The organism is Pseudomonas fluorescens, from assembly GCF_900636825.1.
GTDB classification, from domain to species: Bacteria; Pseudomonadota; Gammaproteobacteria; order Pseudomonadales; family Pseudomonadaceae; genus Aquipseudomonas; species Aquipseudomonas fluorescens_BG.
In genome coordinates this window covers 4,485,973-4,503,116 of the sequence record NZ_LR134318.1, presented here as the reverse complement: position 1 = coordinate 4,503,116, position 17,144 = coordinate 4,485,973, and the positions used below count along the sequence as shown (strand labels likewise).

General features: G+C 59.7%; 14 protein-coding genes and 1 pseudogene. 14 read left to right on the top strand and 1 reads right to left on the bottom strand.

Going from position 1 to position 17,144, the window contains the following annotated elements; translation table 11 throughout:
- Positions 1-72: 72 nt before the first annotated feature.
- Entirely contained in the window at positions 73-333 is a 261-nt protein-coding gene (locus tag EL257_RS20435) for a DUF2790 domain-containing protein (RefSeq protein WP_042607210.1), read from the bottom strand.
- A 473-nt stretch (positions 334-806) separates the two neighbouring features.
- Here EL257_RS20435 and acs point away from each other — a divergent pair, with 473 nt between their 5' ends.
- The 14 genes and pseudogenes from acs (at position 807) to astE (ending at position 17,072) form a co-directional block, all read left to right on the top strand.
- Entirely contained in the window at positions 807-2,762 is a 1,956-nt protein-coding gene (gene acs, locus EL257_RS20425) for an acetate--CoA ligase (RefSeq protein ID WP_101155912.1), read from the top strand.
- Between the two features lie 713 nt (positions 2,763-3,475).
- The gene (locus EL257_RS20420) at positions 3,476-4,249 is read left to right on the top strand and encodes an ABC transporter substrate-binding protein (RefSeq protein WP_101155914.1); all 774 of its coding nucleotides are present in this window, start codon (positions 3,476-3,478) and stop codon (positions 4,247-4,249) included.
- A 91-nt stretch (positions 4,250-4,340) separates the two neighbouring features.
- A complete protein-coding gene (locus EL257_RS20415) occupies positions 4,341-5,030 on the top strand; it encodes an ABC transporter permease (RefSeq protein WP_016773583.1) in 690 nt (229 codons plus the stop codon).
- Positions 5,027-5,725, top strand: a complete 699-nt coding sequence (locus tag EL257_RS20410; RefSeq protein WP_101155916.1) for an ABC transporter permease — start codon at positions 5,027-5,029, stop codon at positions 5,723-5,725. The genes EL257_RS20415 and EL257_RS20410 overlap by 4 nt, the downstream gene beginning before the upstream one ends.
- Position 5,726: 1 nt before the next feature.
- Positions 5,727-6,835 (top strand): annotated as a pseudogene (locus tag EL257_RS20405) (M14 family metallopeptidase).
- A gap of 27 nt (positions 6,836-6,862) precedes the next feature.
- On the top strand, positions 6,863-7,627 hold the full coding sequence (locus tag EL257_RS20400; RefSeq protein ID WP_126365648.1) for an ABC transporter ATP-binding protein: 765 nt from the start codon (positions 6,863-6,865) through the stop codon (positions 7,625-7,627).
- Positions 7,628-7,872: 245 nt separating this feature from the next.
- Positions 7,873-8,853 carry a transcriptional regulator ArgR gene (gene argR, locus EL257_RS20395; protein ID WP_126365646.1) on the top strand — a complete coding sequence of 327 codons (981 nt, stop codon included), beginning with the start codon at positions 7,873-7,875 and terminating at the stop codon, positions 8,851-8,853.
- 322 nt (positions 8,854-9,175) lie between these two features.
- Positions 9,176-10,396 (top strand): aspartate aminotransferase family protein, encoded by a 1,221-nt coding sequence (locus EL257_RS20390; protein WP_126365644.1) that lies wholly within the window; start codon positions 9,176-9,178, stop codon positions 10,394-10,396.
- Between the two features lie 234 nt (positions 10,397-10,630).
- Positions 10,631-11,650, top strand: coding sequence for an arginine/ornithine succinyltransferase subunit alpha (aruF, locus tag EL257_RS20385; RefSeq protein WP_016983955.1), 1,020 nt, complete (start codon positions 10,631-10,633; stop codon positions 11,648-11,650).
- A gap of 51 nt (positions 11,651-11,701) precedes the next feature.
- Positions 11,702-12,727, top strand: a complete 1,026-nt coding sequence (gene astA / locus EL257_RS20380) for an arginine N-succinyltransferase (protein ID WP_126365642.1) — start codon at positions 11,702-11,704, stop codon at positions 12,725-12,727.
- Entirely contained in the window at positions 12,724-14,193 is a 1,470-nt protein-coding gene (gene astD, locus EL257_RS20375) for a succinylglutamate-semialdehyde dehydrogenase (RefSeq protein ID WP_172604567.1), read from the top strand. The genes astA and astD overlap by 4 nt, the downstream gene beginning before the upstream one ends.
- A 162-nt stretch (positions 14,194-14,355) precedes the next feature.
- Positions 14,356-15,702 carry an N-succinylarginine dihydrolase gene (astB, locus tag EL257_RS20370; RefSeq protein ID WP_126365638.1) on the top strand — a complete coding sequence of 449 codons (1,347 nt, stop codon included), beginning with the start codon at positions 14,356-14,358 and terminating at the stop codon, positions 15,700-15,702.
- 56 nt (positions 15,703-15,758) lie between these two features.
- Positions 15,759-16,049 (top strand): topoisomerase II, encoded by a 291-nt coding sequence (locus EL257_RS20365; protein WP_126365636.1) that lies wholly within the window; start codon positions 15,759-15,761, stop codon positions 16,047-16,049.
- A gap of 12 nt (positions 16,050-16,061) precedes the next feature.
- On the top strand, positions 16,062-17,072 hold the full coding sequence (gene astE, locus EL257_RS20360) for a succinylglutamate desuccinylase (protein WP_126365634.1): 1,011 nt from the start codon (positions 16,062-16,064) through the stop codon (positions 17,070-17,072).
- Positions 17,073-17,144 lie beyond the last annotated feature (72 nt).

The following is a 17,144-nucleotide window of genomic DNA, read 5'->3' as shown; positions in this document are numbered from 1 at the left end:
GAGCCCGACCGAGGTCGGGCTGGAATCGACCCTCAATGTTGCGCTGAGCGATCCGATTCGGTGCAGTCTGATTCAGTTAGTGCAGCCGTTGCCCATGATGCTGTAGCGCAGGATGTGGCGTTGGCCTTTGGAGTCGTCGTATTCCATTTTCGCCGGTACTACTTCGCAGACATTTGGAATTTCGCTCATCGATACAACTTTGGCGATGTCCAAGTGTGTGGAGTAAGTGTATTCCTCGATAACCGGTTGTTGCTGTGCGACATCAGTCGGACCCTCGTTTGCCATGGCGGTTGCGCACAGACTGCTGAGGGCCAGAACCAATAAAGCTTTCATTTCTAATTTACCTTTTTGAGGTCGAGTGGGGTCACGCAACCTTTTTAGGGTTGCGTGTGGAGCTTTGGATTTGGATCGTTGTTTGGAGCTGGATTAACGGCCTTCGTGGGGGCTGTAACGTTGTTAATCGCGTTTGCCGTGTTGGCGAGGTGAATTTTAGGGCGCTGGGGTAGCGGTAAACAGAGGGGGTTTTGATAAACACTTTTGGCATATTTGGTAACAATCCCCGAAATAACCCCTGTAGGAGCTGCCGAAGGCTGCGATCTTTTGACTTTGATCTTTAGGTGCAGGATCAAAAGATCGCAGCCTTCGGCAGCTCCTACACGGTGCGTGGCGCTTGGGGTTGGGGGGATAAGGCTCGGTATCGACATGTTTTGTAGGGGCTTGTTACTACCATCGTCGAATGGTTCTATGGGGCCCACCCGGCTACAACGGGGTCATACAAAAACAACTATTACACCGAGGTAGGAAAGATGAGTGCGGCTTCTCTGTATCCCGTTCGTCCCGAGGTTCTGGCCAATACGCTGACTGACGAGGCGACCTACAAAGCCATGTACCAGCAGTCGGTCGTCAATCCTGACGGTTTCTGGCGCGAGCAAGCTCAGCGTCTCGACTGGATCAAGCCTTTCACCACGGTGAAACAGACTTCCTTCGACGATCACCATGTCGACATCAAGTGGTTTGCCGACGGCACCCTGAACGTTTCCTACAACTGCCTCGACCGTCATCTGGCCGAGCGCGGCGATCAAGTCGCAATCATTTGGGAAGGTGACGATCCTTCCGAGAGCCGCAACATCACCTACCGCGAACTGCACGAGCAAGTGTGCAAACTGGCCAACGCCCTGCGCGGTCAGGACGTGCACCGTGGCGATGTAGTGACCATTTACATGCCGATGATCCCCGAAGCCGTGGTCGCCATGCTGGCCTGCACCCGGATCGGCGCGATTCACTCGGTAGTGTTCGGCGGTTTCTCGCCAGAGGCCCTGGCCGGTCGCATCATCGACTGCAAATCGAAAGTGGTGATCACCGCTGACGAGGGTATTCGCGCCGGCAAAAAGATTTCCCTTAAGGCTAACGTCGACGACGCCCTGACCAACCCGGAAACCAGCAGCATCCAGAAAGTCATCGTCTGCAAGCGCACCGGTGGCGACATCAAGTGGAACCAGCATCGCGACATCTGGTACGAAGACCTGATGAAAGTCGCGGGCACTGTTTGCGCGCCGAAAGAAATGGGCGCCGAAGAAGCGCTGTTCATCCTTTATACCTCGGGCTCAACCGGCAAGCCGAAGGGCGTCCAGCACACCACTGGCGGTTATCTGCTGTATGCGGCGATGACCCACGAGCGCGTGTTCGACTACCGTCCGGGCGAAATCTACTGGTGCACGGCCGATGTCGGCTGGGTCACCGGCCACAGTTACATTGTCTACGGCCCACTGGCCAACGGCGCGACCACCGTGCTGTTCGAAGGTGTGCCGAACTACCCGGACATCACTCGGGTGGCGAAGATCATCGACAAGCACAAGGTCAACATCCTCTACACCGCGCCGACCGCGATCCGCGCGATGATGGCTTCGGGTCAGGCTGCCGTGGAAGGCGCCGATGGCAGCAGCCTGCGTCTGCTCGGTTCGGTCGGTGAGCCGATCAACCCGGAAGCCTGGGACTGGTACTACAAGAATGTCGGCAAGTCGCGTTGCCCGATCGTTGATACCTGGTGGCAGACCGAAACGGGCGGCAACATGATGAGTCCGCTGCCGGGCGCTCACGCGCTGAAGCCGGGTTCGGCGGCGCGTCCGTTCTTTGGTGTGGTGCCGGCGCTGGTCGACAACCTCGGCAACATCATCGAGGGCGAGGCCGAAGGCAATCTGGTGATTCTGGATTCGTGGCCAGGCCAGGCGCGTACGCTGTACGGCGATCACGATCGTTTCGTCGATACCTACTTCAAGACCTTCCGTGGCATGTACTTCACCGGTGACGGCGCGCGTCGTGATGCCGATGGTTACTACTGGATCACCGGGCGTGTGGATGACGTGCTCAACGTTTCCGGCCACCGCATGGGCACCGCCGAGATCGAAAGCGCGATGGTTGCACATCCGAAGGTTGCCGAAGCTGCGGTGGTGGGCGTGCCGCATGACATCAAGGGGCAGGGCATTTATGTCTATGTGACCTTGAAGAATGGCGAGGAGCCAACCGAGCAATTGCGTCTGGAGTTGAAAAACTGGGTGCGCAAGGAGATCGGCCCGATTGCTTCGCCGGACGTGATCCAGTGGGCGCCGGGGCTGCCGAAAACTCGTTCGGGCAAGATCATGCGGCGCATTCTGCGCAAGATCGCCACGGCGGAATACGACGGGCTGGGCGACATCTCGACGCTGGCGGATCCGGGTGTGGTGCAGCATTTGATTGATACGCACAAGACGATGAATGTTGCTTAAGTAGCAGGTCTGAAAAGAAGAAAGCCCCGTCCGGTGTCTGCCGGGCGGGGCTTTTTTGTGGAGCAAGATCAAGGGATCGCAGCCTTCGGCAGCTCCTGCAGGTTCACTGTTGATCCGCGAAATACGCGGCAGACACGAGCAATGTAGGAGCTGCCGAAGGCTGCGATCTTTTGATCCGATCGTCCCAAGCGGAGCGTAAGAGCGTGGGAACGATCAGCACTCAACCAATAATTATCGATCTCCCCCGTAAGTCCTTTCCCGCTGTTACCCGCCACGACCCAATGTGTAACCGCCCTCGCCAAACCGGGGCGATGGGAAACGCGATGCCCCGTTTTAGAGCCTCATAAGCCCCGCTGAAAAATAAGACATAACGCTGTACTTGCCGGATTAGAAGGGTTTGCGAATAATAGGCCCGCAATTTGCAGCATAGATCGGTTTACTCGCTTTCTCGCTTGCATGAAATTGCAAGGCTGTCAATGTGCTCAAGTCGCTTTCTCAGTGCATCTGTAATTAGTTGTCGCATTGAAGAAATATCGACTTCGGGCCTCTCGTTAGAATGCCGATCACTCGCTCATCGTGGCCGACGTTGAAATCTGTACCGGTTTCAACAGGAAAAATCCCACGGATGCAGCAACCGATTTCCGATCCACCCATTCGCATATTGGGCTGTCGCTCACTCTGCCGTTTTTGCCCTTTACCGATGGAGTCCCAAGATGAAGAAACTTGTGCTGCTTGGCGCCATGGCACTGTCCGTGCTGTCGCTGAATGCCGTCGCTGACGAAAAACCTGTGAAGATCGGCATCGAAGCGGCTTACCCTCCGTTCGCCTCGAAAGCACCGGACGGCAGCATCGTCGGTTTCGACTACGACATCGGCAACGCGCTGTGTGAAGAAATGAAGGTCAAGTGCGTGTGGGTCGAGCAAGAGTTCGACGGCCTGATCCCAGCGCTGAAAGTGCGCAAGATCGACGCGATCCTCTCTTCGATGTCGATCACCGAAGACCGCAAGAAGTCGGTCGACTTCACCAACAAGTACTACAACACTCCGGCACGTCTGGTAATGAAGGCCGGTACTCAGGTCAGCGAAGGTCTGGCTGAACTGAAAGGCAAAAACATCGGCGTACAGCGCGGTTCGATCCACGAGCGTTTCGCTCGCGAAGTGCTGGCTCCACTGGGCGCCGAGATCAAGCCATACGGCTCGCAGAACGAAATCTACCTCGACGTGGCCGCCGGTCGTCTCGACGGCACCGTGGCTGACGCAACCCTGCTCGATGACGGTTTCCTGAAAACCGACGCCGGCAAAGGCTTCGCGTTCGTTGGCCCGGCATTCACCGACGTCAAATACTTCGGCGACGGCGTAGGCATCGCGGTGCGCAAGGGCGATGCCCTGAAAGACAAGATCAACACCGCCATCGCGGCCATCCGCGAAAACGGCAAATACAAGGCAATCCAGGACAAGTACTTCGCCTTCGACATCTACGGCAAGTAAGACGTCTCTGCGACAAGTCCGAAATGGCGCAAGCAACAGGATCTCTGCGGTTTGCGCCATTTTTTCATCCCAACTTTCGAGGACCTGAATCATGTTGAAAGGCTACGGGGCTGTCATCCTCGATGGCGCATGGCTGACGCTTCAGCTCGCCTTGTCGTCCATGGCTCTGGCCATCGTTCTCGGGCTGATCGGTGTTGCATTGCGCCTGTCGCCGGTGCGCTGGCTGGCCTGGCTGGGCGATCTGTATTCCACGGTGATTCGCGGTATTCCCGATCTGGTGCTGATCCTGCTGATCTTCTACGGCGGTCAGGACCTGCTCAACCGCGTTGCGCCGATGCTCGGCTATGACGACTACATCGACCTGAACCCGCTGGCCGCCGGTATCGGCACCCTCGGTTTCATCTTCGGTGCATACCTGTCGGAAACGTTCCGTGGCGCGTTCATGGCGATCCCCAAAGGCCAGGCCGAAGCGGGCATGGCATATGGCATGAGCAGTTTTCAGGTGTTCTTCCGGGTGATGGTGCCGCAGATGATTCGCCTGGCGATTCCGGGCTTCACCAACAACTGGCTGGTGCTCACCAAGGCGACCGCGCTGATTTCCGTGGTCGGGCTGCAAGACATGATGTTCAAGGCCAAGCAGGCGGCAGATGCCACCCGCGAGCCTTTCACCTTCTTCCTCGCAGTGGCGGCGATGTACCTGGTGATCACCAGCGTTTCGTTGCTGGCATTGCGTCACCTTGAGAAGCGCTACTCGGTAGGCGTAAGGGCGGCTGATCTATGATCTTCGACTACAACGTCATTTGGGAGGCCTTGCCGCTGTACTTCGGCGGCCTGCTGACCACCCTCAAACTGCTCGCGCTGTCGCTGTTTTTCGGCTTGCTGGCGGCGCTGCCGCTGGGGCTGATGCGCGTCTCGAAGAACCCGATCGTCAACGGCGCCGCGTGGCTATACACCTACGTGATTCGCGGCACGCCGATGCTGGTTCAGTTGTTCCTGATCTACTACGGTCTGGCGCAATTCGAAGCGGTGCGCGAAAGCTTCCTCTGGCCGTGGCTGTCGAGCGCAACCTTCTGCGCCTGCCTGGCCTTTGCGGTCAACACCAGCGCCTACACCGCCGAAATCATCGCCGGCAGCCTCAAGGCTACGCCGAACGGTGAGATCGAAGCGGCCAAGGCCATGGGCATGTCGCGCTTCAAACTGTACAAGCGCATTTTGCTGCCGTCGGCCCTGCGCCGGGCGCTGCCGCAGTACAGCAACGAAGTGATCATGATGCTGCAGACCACCAGTCTGGCGTCCATCGTCACCTTGATCGATATCACTGGCGCCGCGCGCACCGTCAACGCGCAGTTCTATCTGCCGTTCGAGGCGTATATCACCGCTGGCGTGTTCTACCTGTGCCTGACTTTCATTCTGGTCAAGCTGTTCAAACTGGCCGAGCGTCGCTGGTTGAGCTACCTCGCGCCACGGAAGCACTGATATGGAACGCATCGACCACGTATTGCCGTGGAGCCATCTGGGCAGCGAGCGCAAGGTTTCGGTTTTTCGTTTTGGTAGCGGCGAGCGCAAGGCCTACATTCAGGCCAGCCTGCACGCCGACGAATTGCCGGGCATGCGTACCGCCTGGGAGCTGAAAAAACGTCTCGGCGAACTCGAAACCCAAGGCTTGCTCAACGGCGTGATCGAGCTGGTGCCGGTGGCCAATCCATTGGGGTTGGGGCAATTGCTGCAAGGCAATTTCCAGGGCCGTTTCGAAGCGGGCAGCGGCAAGAATTTCAACCGCGACTTCGTTGAGCTCAGCGCCCCGGTCGCGGCAGCGCTGGGCGACAAGCTCGGTGATGATCCGCACGCCAATGTGCGCCTGATTCGTCAGGCCATGGCCGATCATTTGGCCGCGTTGCCAGCAGCCAGCAGCCAGTTGCAAGGCATGCAACGGGTGTTGCTCAGCCATGCCTGCACTGCCGATGTCGTGCTGGATCTGCATTGCGATGCCGAAGCCGCGCTGCACATGTATGCATTGCCGCAGCACTGGCCGCAGTGGCGTTCGCTGTCGGCACATCTGAACGTCAAGGTCGGCCTGCTCGCGGAAGATTCCGGCGGCAGCTCGTTCGACGAAGCGTGCTCGTTGCCGTGGCTGCGCCTGTCGCGGCAGTTCCCCGATGCGCAGATTCCGCTGGCATGCCTGGCGACGACCATCGAGCTGGGTGGGCAGGCCGACACCGGCCGCGGCGAAGCCGAGGCTTACGCTGAAGGCATTCTGGCGTTCCTTGCCGAGCAGGGGCTGATCACCGGCGAGTGGCCGAACCCGACGCATGAAGCGTGCGAAGGCATGCCCTTCGAAGGCACCGAATTGTTGTTTGCGCCGCACCCCGGTGTGGTGAGCTTCCTGCGCAAGCCCGGCGAGTGGGTCGAGGCGGGCGACGAGATTTTTGAAGTGATTGATCCTCTGTCCGATCGGGTCAGCACGGTGTGTGCTGGTACGGGGTGCTGTTTGCCATTGAACGGCTGCGCTATGCCCAACCCGGTTTCTGGCTGGCCAAGGTGGCGGGGCGCGAAGCGCTGCGTCACGGGCGCTTGCTCAACGACTGACTGACTGTTTTTGTGAGAACCGACCGCATGTACAAACTTGAAGTCCAAGACCTGCATAAACGCTATGGCAGTCACGAAGTGCTCAAGGGTGTGTCCCTGAAAGCGGCCGCCGGCGATGTGATCAGCATCATCGGCTCCAGTGGCTCCGGCAAAAGTACTTTCCTGCGTTGCATCAACCTGCTCGAGCAGCCGCATGCCGGCAAGATTCTGCTCAATAACGAAGAGCTGAAACTGGTTGCCAACAAGGACGGCGCGCTGAAAGCCGCCGATCCGAAGCAGCTGCAGCGCATGCGTTCGCGCCTGTCGATGGTGTTCCAGCATTTCAACCTGTGGTCGCACATGACTGCGCTGGAAAACATCATCGAAGCGCCGGTGCACGTACTCGGCGTGCCCAAAGCCGAAGCTCGCGAGAAAGCCGAGCACTACTTGAACAAAGTCGGCGTGGCTCATCGCAAAGATGCATTCCCTGGGCACATGTCCGGCGGCGAGCAACAGCGTGTGGCGATCGCCCGTGCGTTGGCGATGGAACCTGAGGTGATGCTGTTCGACGAACCGACTTCGGCCCTCGACCCGGAACTGGTCGGCGACGTGCTGAAAGTCATGCAGGCGCTGGCGCAGGAAGGTCGCACCATGGTCGTGGTGACGCACGAAATGGGCTTCGCCCGTGAAGTGTCGAATCAACTGGTGTTCTTGCACAAAGGCGTTGTCGAAGAAAGCGGTAACCCGCGCGAAGTGCTGGTCAACCCGCAGTCGGAGCGCTTGCAGCAGTTCCTCTCGGGCAGCCTGAAATAAATCAGGGCTGCCGTTGTGCACTTCGATAGTGCATGCTTCGCAGCTTCGGGAGCTGACAAAATCCCCTGTAGGAGCTGACGAGTGCAACGAGGCTGCGATCTTTTGATCTTGTTTTTGAAGATCAAAAGATCGCAGCCTTCGGCAGCTCCTACAGGGACCTGCGTCGGTTTCAGGATATGTGTTCATTTCCGGGCTAGCATTGGCCCTTGCCTTCATCACCCTTGTTCGTTTCGGATTGCCCGCCCATGACTGCCCATCGAATTGGTTTCCTGATTTGGCCCAGCACTAAAGCGTTGACGCTTGCGCTGGCGGAGGAAGCCTTGCGTGTTGCTCAGCGTGTGCACCCGGACGTGGTTTACGAGCTGACGTTTCTGCAGGCTGAGCCGCAAGTCGAAGGTGCCTGGCAATTGCCCGGTGAGGCTTGGGCCGGGAAGCTGGAAAACTTCCAGAAACTGTTTTTGCTCGCCGACGAGCCGCCGACCACTTTGGCGCCTGCCCTCAGCAGCGCACTGAAACAACTGGTGCGCGCCGGTACGGTCATCGGTGGTCTTTCGGCGGGCGTGTATCCGCTGGCGCACCTCGGATTGCTCGACGGCTATCGCGCTGCCGTGCACTGGCGCTGGCAGGACGATTTCGCCGAGCGCTTCCCGAAAGTCATCGCCACCAGTCATCTGTTCGACTGGGATCGGGATCGACTGACGGCATGTGGCGGTATGTCTGTTCTCGACCTGTTGCTGGCGGTGCTGGCACGCGATCACGGCGCGGAACTGGCCGGCGCGGTCTCGGAAGAATTGGTGGTCGAGCGTATCCGAGAGGGCGGCGAGCGTCAGCGCATCCCGTTGCAGAACCGTCTCGGCTCCAGTCATCCGAAGCTGACCCAGGCGGTGTTGCTGATGGAGGCCAACATTGAAGAACCGTTGACCACCGACGAAATCGCTCAGCACGTCTGCGTATCGCGTCGGCAACTGGAGCGGATCTTCAAGCAATATCTCAATCGTGTGCCGAGCCAGTACTACCTGGAACTGCGCCTGAACAAGGCCCGGCAGATGTTGATGCAGACCAGCAAATCGATCATCCAGATCGGTCTGTCCTGTGGCTTCTCGTCGGGGCCGCACTTCTCCAGCGCCTATCGCAACTTCTTCGGCGCCACGCCGCGTGAAGATCGCAATCAGCGTCGCAGCAGCAGCCCGTTCGAATTGTCATCAGTGCCGCCCGAGCGCGGTTGACTCCCGCACCTCTGTAGGAGCTGCCGCAGGCTCGGGCCGCGTTCGGACGATCTTTTGATCTCGAAACCCAAATCAAAAGATCGCAGCCTGCGGCAGCTCCTACAGGGGGCGTGGGTTTGCCACAGATCTGCCTATAAATGCCCGCCACAGATTAAACTGCGCCTTTGCGACGCTATATGTCGCATTGCCGTAAACCCGGGAAAATCCGGGGTTTGCGCTATAAGAAGTTGTCGCTTGGCGACAAGGCCGGGCAGAAAACTGTCCTTACAATCCCCCCATCGCTCGCCAGTTTCAGGCGGGTGGCCCTCATCAGGAGACTCCGATGTCCGTTGAGCACGCTGCGGTACAACGCGCCGATTTCGACCAGGTAATGGTTCCCAACTACGCGCCTGCCGCTTTCATTCCGGTGCGTGGCGCCGGTTCCCGGGTCTGGGATCAGGCCGGCCGCGAGCTGATCGACTTCGCCGGCGGGATTGCCGTCAACGTATTGGGCCACGCGCACCCGGCGCTGGTCGGTGCACTGACCGAACAGGCGAACAAGCTGTGGCACGTTTCCAATGTGTTCACCAACGAGCCGGCGCTGCGTTTGGCGCACAAGTTGATCGACGCCACGTTCGCCGAGCGCGTGTTCTTCTGCAACTCGGGCGCTGAAGCCAACGAGGCCGCCTTCAAGCTGGCCCGTCGCGTTGCGTTCGATCGCTTCGGTAGCGAGAAATACGAAATCATTGCCGCGCTGAACAGCTTCCACGGCCGCACGTTGTTCACCGTTAACGTCGGTGGTCAGTCCAAGTATTCCGACGGTTTCGGCCCGAAAATCACTGGTATCACCCACGTTCCCTACAACGACCTTGCGGCGCTGAAAGCCGCTGTTTCCGATAAGACCTGCGCGGTGGTGCTGGAACCGATCCAGGGCGAGGGCGGCGTGCTGCCAGCCGAGCTGGCTTATCTGCAAGGTGCCCGCGAACTGTGCGACGCGAACAACGCGCTGCTGGTGTTCGACGAAGTGCAGACCGGCATGGGCCGCAGCGGCAAGCTGTTCGCTTACCAGTATTACGGCGTGACCCCGGACATCCTCACTAGCGCCAAAAGCCTGGGCGGCGGTTTCCCGATCGCGGCGATGCTGACCACCGAAGCGTTGGCCAAACATCTGGTCGTCGGCACCCACGGCACCACTTACGGCGGCAACCCGCTGGCCTGCGCCGTCGCTGAAGCAGTGATCGATGTGATCAACACCCCTGAAGTGTTGAGCGGCGTGAATGCCAAGCACGACAAGTTCAAAACCCGCCTGCAACAGATCGGTGAGAAATACGGCCTGTTCACTCAGGTGCGTGGTCTCGGTCTGCTGATCGGCTGCGTGCTGAGCGAAGCCTGGAAAGGCAAGGCCAAAGACATCTTCAACGCCGCCGAGCAGGAAGGCCTGATGATTCTGCAAGCCGGCCCGGACGTGATCCGCTTCGCCCCAAGCCTGGTGGTGGAAGACGCCGATATCGATGCCGGTCTGGACCGCTTCGAACGTGCAGCGGCGAAATTGACGCAAGCCTGATGGACCTGTCGGCGCCTGGAGGTTTTCAGGCGTCGAACCCAATTTTTTGTTTCGGGCTGGATTAAAAATGTGGGAGCTAGCCCTGCTAGCGATGAGGGCCTGACAGCCAACATCAATGTTGTCTGAACGGACGCCATCGCCAGCAGGCTAGCTCCCACAGTTGACTCTGAGTTGAATCAGGGAAAGCCCGGGATTTTTACTTCTGTGAATTGATAAGAGAAAAGGAGTGACACCATGCTGGTGATGCGCCCTGCGCAAATGGCTGATCTGGGCGAGGTACAGCGTCTGGCTGCGGACAGTCCGATTGGTGTCACTTCCTTGCCGGATGACGTGGAACGTCTGAGCGACAAGATCGCCGCGAGCGAAGCGTCGTTCGCTGCCGAAGTGAGTTTCAACGGTGAGGAAAGTTATTTCTTCGTCCTCGAAGACTCGGCCACCGGCAAACTGGTCGGCTGCTCGGCGATCGTCGCTTCGGCCGGTTATTCGGAGCCGTTCTACAGCTTTCGCAACGAGACGTTTGTCCACGCTTCCCGCGAGCTGAAGATCCACAACAAGATCCACGTGCTCTCGCAGTGCCACGATCTGACCGGCAACAGCTTGCTCACCAGTTTCTACGTCCAGCGCGAGCTGGTCGGTTCGCCATGGTCCGAACTCAACTCCCGTGGTCGTCTGTTGTTCGTCGCCAGCCACCCCGAGCGTTTCGCCGATTCGGTGGTCACCGAGATCGTCGGTTACAGCGATGAAAACGGCGACTCGCCGTTCTGGGACGCCATCGGCCGCAACTTCTTCGACCTCAACTACGCCGAAGCCGAACGTCTGTGCGGCCTGAAAAGCCGCACGTTCCTCGCCGAGCTGATGCCGCATTATCCGATCTACGTGCCGCTGCTGCCGGACTCCGCGCAAGAGGCGATGGGCCAGGTGCACCCGCGCGCGCAGATCACCTTCGACATCCTGATGCGCGAAGGCTTCGAAACCGATCACTACATCGATATTTTCGACGGTGGGCCGACCTTGCATGCGCGTGTTTCAGGGATCCGTTCGATCGCCCAGAGCCGCGTGGTGCCGGTGAAGATCGGCGAGCCGGTCAAAGGTGCCGGGCGTCAGTATCTGGTGGCCAACGCGCAGTTGCAGGATTACCGCGCGGTGTTGCTGGAACTCGATTACGCGCCGGGCAAACCGGTAACTCTGGATCTGGAAGCGGCCGAAGCCCTGGGCGTCGGTGAAGGTGCCAGCGTGCGCCTGGTGGCGGTTTAACGCCTTAGCGAGTTTCACGGGTGGCGCAAGCGGCCCGTTTGAGGAGATAGCATGATTGTTCGTCCCGTACGCAGCAGCGATTTATCCGCGCTGATCGATCTGGCCCGCAGCACCGGCACCGGCCTGACCACATTGCCGGCCAACGAAGAACGTCTGGCCCATCGGGTCGGCTGGGCCGAGAAGACTTTCCGCGGCGAAGCCGGCCGTGGTGATGCAGACTACCTGTTCGTGCTCGAAGACGATGACGGTCGCGTGGTAGGGATTTCTGCCATTGCTGGCGCCGTCGGTATGCGTGAGCCCTGGTACAACTTCCGCGTCGGCCTGACCGTCAGCGCGTCGCAAGAATTGAACATCTATCGCGAGATCCCGACGCTGTTTCTGGCTAACGACCTCACCGGCAATTCCGAACTGTGCTCGCTGTTCCTCCACGCCGATTACCGCAGCGGCCTGAACGGTCGCATGCTGTCGAAGGCGCGGATGTTGTTCATCGCCGAATTCCCGGAATTGTTCGGCAACAAGATCATCGCCGAGATGCGCGGCGTCTCCGATGACGCCGGCCGTTCGCCGTTCTGGGAAAGCCTGGGTCGGCACTTCTTCAAGATGGAATTCAGTCAGGCCGATTACCTCACCGGGGTCGGCAACAAAGCGTTCATTGCTGAACTGATGCCGAAATTCCCGCTGTACACCTGCTTCCTCTCGCCCGACGCACGCAACGTGATCGGCCAGGTTCATCCCGATACCGAACCGGCGCTGTCGATGCTCAAGGGCGAAGGCTTCAGCTATCAAGGCTACGTCGACATCTTCGACGCAGGCCCGGCGATCGAATGCGAAACCGGCAAGATCCGCGCCGTCCGTGACAGTGAAGCGCTGGTGTTGGCCGTCGGTACGCCGGGCGATGACGCGACGCCGTTCATCATCCATAACCGCAAGCGCGAAGACTGCCGCATCACCGCAGCACCGGCGCGTCTCGCGGCTGGCACGCTGGTGGTTGATCCGCACACTGCCAAACGTCTTCAACTCAACGCTGGCGATCAAGTGCGCGCCGTGGCGTTGTCCCCCGCTCGGGAGTCGAAATAATGAATTCGCTATACATCGCAGGTGAGTGGCTGGCCGGTCAGGGCGAGGCTTTTCAATCGCTGAACCCGGTGACCCAGCAAGTGCTGTGGTCGGGGGAGGGCGCCACCACCGCTCAGGTCGAATCGGCTGTGCAAGCCGCTCGCCAGGCATTTCCGGGCTGGGCGCGGCGCTCGCTGGAAGAACGTATCAGCGTGCTGGAAGCTTTCGCTGCCTCGCTGAAAAACCACGCTGATGAGCTCGCGCACACCATCGGTGAAGAGACCGGTAAACCGCTATGGGAATCGGCGACCGAAGTGACCAGCATGGTCAACAAGATCGCCATTTCGGTGCAGAGCTACCGCGAGCGTACCGGCGAGAAGAGCGGCCCGCTGGGCGACGCCACCGCTGTGTTGCGCCACAAGCCGCACGGTGTGGTTGCGGTGTTTGGTCCCTATAACTTCCCCGGCCATTTGCCCAACGGCCACATCGTGCCGGCATTGCTGGCGGGCAACAGTGTGCTGTTCAAGCCCAGCGAGCTGACCCCGAAAGTCGCCGAGCTGACGGTCAAGTGCTGGATCGAAGCGGGGCTCCCGGCCGGGGTTTTGAACCTGCTGCAGGGCGCTCGCGAAACCGGCATCGCCCTTGCCGCGAATCCGGGCATCGACGGTCTGTTCTTCACCGGTTCGAGTCGCACCGGCAATCACCTGCATCAGCAGTTCGCCGGGCGCCCGGACAAGATTCTGGCGCTAGAAATGGGTGGCAACAATCCGCTGGTGGTCGATCAGGTCGCTGATCTCGATGCGGCGGTTTACACGATCATTCAGTCGGCGTTTATTTCTGCCGGCCAGCGCTGCACCTGCGCTCGTCGTCTGCTGGTGCCACAAGGCGCGTGGGGCGACAGCCTGCTCAAGCGTTTGGTGGAAGTCAGCTCGACCATCGAGGTTGGTGCCTTCGATCAGCAACCGGCGCCATTCATGGGCTCGGTGATTTCCCTCGGCGCGGCGAAAGCACTGATGGATGCCCAAGAGCAGCTGTTGGCCAACGGTGCGGTATCGCTGCTGGAAATGACTCAGCCTCAGTCGCAATCGGCTTTGCTGACGCCGGGGATTGTCGACGTAACCGCAGTGGCCGAGCGCCCGGACGAAGAACTGTTCGGGCCGTTGCTGCAAGTGATTCGCTACGCTGATTTTGGCGCCGCGATCACCGAAGCCAACAACACGGCTTATGGCCTGGCCGCGGGTTTGTTGTCGGATTCCGAAGCGCGTTACCAGCAGTTCTGGCTGGAAAGCCGTGCCGGCATCGTCAACTGGAACAAACAACTGACCGGTGCCGCGAGCAGCGCGCCGTTCGGCGGCGTCGGTGCCTCGGGTAACCATCGCGCCAGCGCTTACTACGCGGCGGATTATTGCGCGTACCCGGTGGCGTCGCTGGAAACACCGAGCCTGGTGTTGCCTGCGGCCCTGACGCCTGGCGTGAAAATGGCGTGATGCCAATCGCTGGCAAGCCAGCTCCCACAGGGGTCGAGTCGTCCACAGAATCTGTGAACACCAACAATCCTGTGGGAGCTGGCTCGCCAGCGATGGCCGCACCGCGGTCGCACTGAATAGTTACTGAAGCCTATAACAACAGATTCTCGTGGAGCCTCGCTGATGAAATCCTTTGAAGTCAATTTTGACGGTCTAGTGGGGCCGACCCATAACTACGGTGGTCTGTCCTACGGCAACGTCGCGTCCCAAAGCAACAGTCAGCAATCCTCGAATCCGAAGGAAGCGGCGCTGCAAGGCCTGGCGAAGATGAAAGCGCTGATGGAAATGGGCTTTCAGCAGGGCGTGCTGGCGCCGCAGGAGCGTCCGGATGTGGCCGCGCTGCGCCGTCTGGGTTTCACCGGCAGCGACGCGCAAGTGATCGAGCGCGCCGCCAAAGAAGCCATGCCGCTGCTGGTCGCCAGTTGCTCGGCGTCGAGCATGTGGGTGGCCAACGCCGCGACGGTCAGCCCGAGTGCCGACACCGCCGACGGTCGCGTGCATTTCACCGCCGCTAACTTGAATTGCAAATATCACCGCAGCATCGAGCACCCGACCACCAGTCGCGTGCTCGGCGCGATGTTCGCCAATCAGCAGCACTTCGCCCATCACGCCGCTCTGCCGGCCGTGGCGCAGTTCGGCGACGAAGGCGCGGCCAACCACACGCGTTTCTGCCGTGAATATGGCGAAGCAGGCGTCGAGTTTTTCGTGTTCGGCCGCAGTGCGTTCGACAACCGTTACCCGGCGCCGCAGAAATACCCTGCGCGTCAGACCCTCGAAGCCTCGCAAGCCGTTGCGCGATTGCACGGTCTGCGTGACGAAGGCGTGGTTTACGCACAGCAGAATCCCAACGTGATCGATCAGGGCGTGTTCCACAATGACGTGATCGCGGTCGGTAACGGTGAAGTTCTGTTCTATCACGAGGACGCGTTCCTCGAGACTGATCAGATATTGGCTGAGCTGCAAGCCAAACTGGCCAGGGTCGGCGGCAACTTCCAGTCGGTGTGCGTACCGCGTTCGGCCGTCAGCGTCGATGACGCGGTGCGTTCCTACCTGTTCAACAGCCAATTGCTCTCCCGCGCTGATGGTTCGATGCTGCTGATCGTGCCGCAAGAGTGCCAGGCCAACGAACGCGTATGGGCGTACCTGCAAAGCCTGACCAGCTCCGGCGGTTTGATCCGCGAAGTGAAAGTCTTCGATCTCAAGCAAAGCATGCAGAACGGCGGCGGCCCGGCGTGCCTGCGTTTGCGTGTCGCGCTGAATGAAACCGAGCTGGCGGCCGTCAACCCAGGCGTTATCATGACGCCACCGTTGTACGGTTCGTTGACCGCGTGGGTTGAAAAGCACTACCGCGACCGCCTGAGCGAAACCGATCTGGCGGATCCGCAACTGCTGCTTGAATGCCGGACGGCACTGGATGAACTGACGCAAATCCTTAAACTGGGCGCGGTTTATCCATTTCAGATCAATTGATGGCCGGCGCGTCGCCTGAACGTGGCGCGCGGCTTTCTCCCCAAGAGAGTAAAAACATGAGCGATTCCCTGCAGCTGATCCTTGAAGACACCGACGGCACGCAACTGGAGACTTCCTGCACCCGCGTCGCGGTCATGTGGCAAGGCAAAGAGCTGTGGATTCAGCAGGATGGCCGCGGCCAGTTGCTGATCGGCGTGGACGTCGAAGAAGGTGACGCCGAATACGCCAATCTGCTGCTGCGCCCATTGGCGACTAATCTGGTAAGTCTGCAACTGGAAATGGAACCGGCCGAGGTCGGCGACGACGAAGACCACGTGCACGGCCCGGATTGCAACCACGACCATTAAGGAAACCGCGCTATGCTCGCCCTCGGCAAACTGCTTGAACTGACCCTCGCCGGCCGCGAACCGGCGGAGAAGACTCAACTGACTGTCGAAGGCGTGCGCATGCGCTGGTTGAGCGAGGGTGCGCTGGAAGTGCGGCCCCCCGATGCGCGCGACAATGGCCTGGACCTGCTGCTTTCGGCAGGCATCCATGGCAACGAAACAGCGCCGATCGAGTTGCTCGACCGGCTGCTGCATGACATCGCTCGCGGCGATCTGAAGCCGCGCGCACGCATTCTGTTCCTGTTCGGCAACCCGGAGGCGATTCGCAAGGGCGAGCGCTTTATCGAGCAGGACGTCAATCGGCTGTTCAACGGCCGGCATGAACAAAGCAGCGGTTTCGAGGCGCTGCGCGCCTGTGAACTGGAACGTCTGGCGGCGAGTTTTTTCAGCAAGCCGGACCGTCAGCGTCTGCACTACGACCTGCACACGGCAATTCGCGGTTCTAAAATCGAGCAGTTCGCGCTGTACCCGTGGAAGGAAGGCCGTCAGCATTCCCGTGCCGAGCTGGCGCGTTTGCGCGCTGCCGGTATGGAGGCGGTGTTGCTGCAGAACAAACCGTCGATCGTGTTCAGTTCGTACACTTACGACAAGCTCGATGCCGAGGCTTTCACCCTTGAACTCGGCAAGGCGCGGCCGTTCGGGGAGAACGACGGGGTAAACGTCTCGCTGCTGGAAACGCGCTTGCAGCAAATCATCGAAGGCAACGAGCCGCCAATGGCTGAAGCGCAGCTGGACGGCTTGCAGTTGTTCAGCGTGGCCCGGGAAATCATCAAGCACAGCGATGCGTTCCGCCTGAACTTGCCGACGGATATCGAGAACTTTTCGGAGTTGGAACCGGGTTATGTGCTGGCTGAAGACCTGGCCAATACCCGCTGGATCATTGAAGAGCAGGGCGCACGAATCATCTTCCCTAATCCGAAGGTCAAGAACGGCCTGCGCGCCGGCATCCTGATCGTTCCGGCCACTGACGAAAATCTCGCCTGACTTAGCTGCAGGCATGGTCCACAAACTTTGATGCGGGGCCAAACCCTGTAGGAGCTGCCGAAGGCTGCGATC

Excerpts from the sequence above, each read along its gene's own strand:
- EL257_RS20410 (WP_101155916.1), top strand. The coding sequence starts at position 5,027 with ATGATCTTCGACTACAACGTCATTTGGGAGGCCTTGCCGCTGTACTTC.
- EL257_RS20365 (WP_126365636.1), top strand. The coding sequence starts at position 15,759 with ATGAGCGATTCCCTGCAGCTGATCCTTGAAGACACCGACGGCACGCAA.
- EL257_RS20415 (WP_016773583.1), top strand. The coding sequence starts at position 4,341 with ATGTTGAAAGGCTACGGGGCTGTCATCCTCGATGGCGCATGGCTGACG.
- astB (WP_126365638.1), top strand. The coding sequence starts at position 14,356 with ATGAAATCCTTTGAAGTCAATTTTGACGGTCTAGTGGGGCCGACCCAT.
- EL257_RS20390 (WP_126365644.1), top strand. The coding sequence starts at position 9,176 with ATGTCCGTTGAGCACGCTGCGGTACAACGCGCCGATTTCGACCAGGTA.
- argR (WP_126365646.1), top strand. The coding sequence starts at position 7,873 with ATGACTGCCCATCGAATTGGTTTCCTGATTTGGCCCAGCACTAAAGCG.
- EL257_RS20420 (WP_101155914.1), top strand. The coding sequence starts at position 3,476 with ATGAAGAAACTTGTGCTGCTTGGCGCCATGGCACTGTCCGTGCTGTCG.
- EL257_RS20400 (WP_126365648.1), top strand. The coding sequence starts at position 6,863 with ATGTACAAACTTGAAGTCCAAGACCTGCATAAACGCTATGGCAGTCAC.
- astE (WP_126365634.1), top strand. The coding sequence starts at position 16,062 with ATGCTCGCCCTCGGCAAACTGCTTGAACTGACCCTCGCCGGCCGCGAA.
- acs (WP_101155912.1), top strand. The coding sequence starts at position 807 with ATGAGTGCGGCTTCTCTGTATCCCGTTCGTCCCGAGGTTCTGGCCAAT.
- EL257_RS20435 (WP_042607210.1), bottom strand. The coding sequence starts at position 333 with ATGAAAGCTTTATTGGTTCTGGCCCTCAGCAGTCTGTGCGCAACCGCC.
- aruF (WP_016983955.1), top strand. The coding sequence starts at position 10,631 with ATGCTGGTGATGCGCCCTGCGCAAATGGCTGATCTGGGCGAGGTACAG.
- astA (WP_126365642.1), top strand. The coding sequence starts at position 11,702 with ATGATTGTTCGTCCCGTACGCAGCAGCGATTTATCCGCGCTGATCGAT.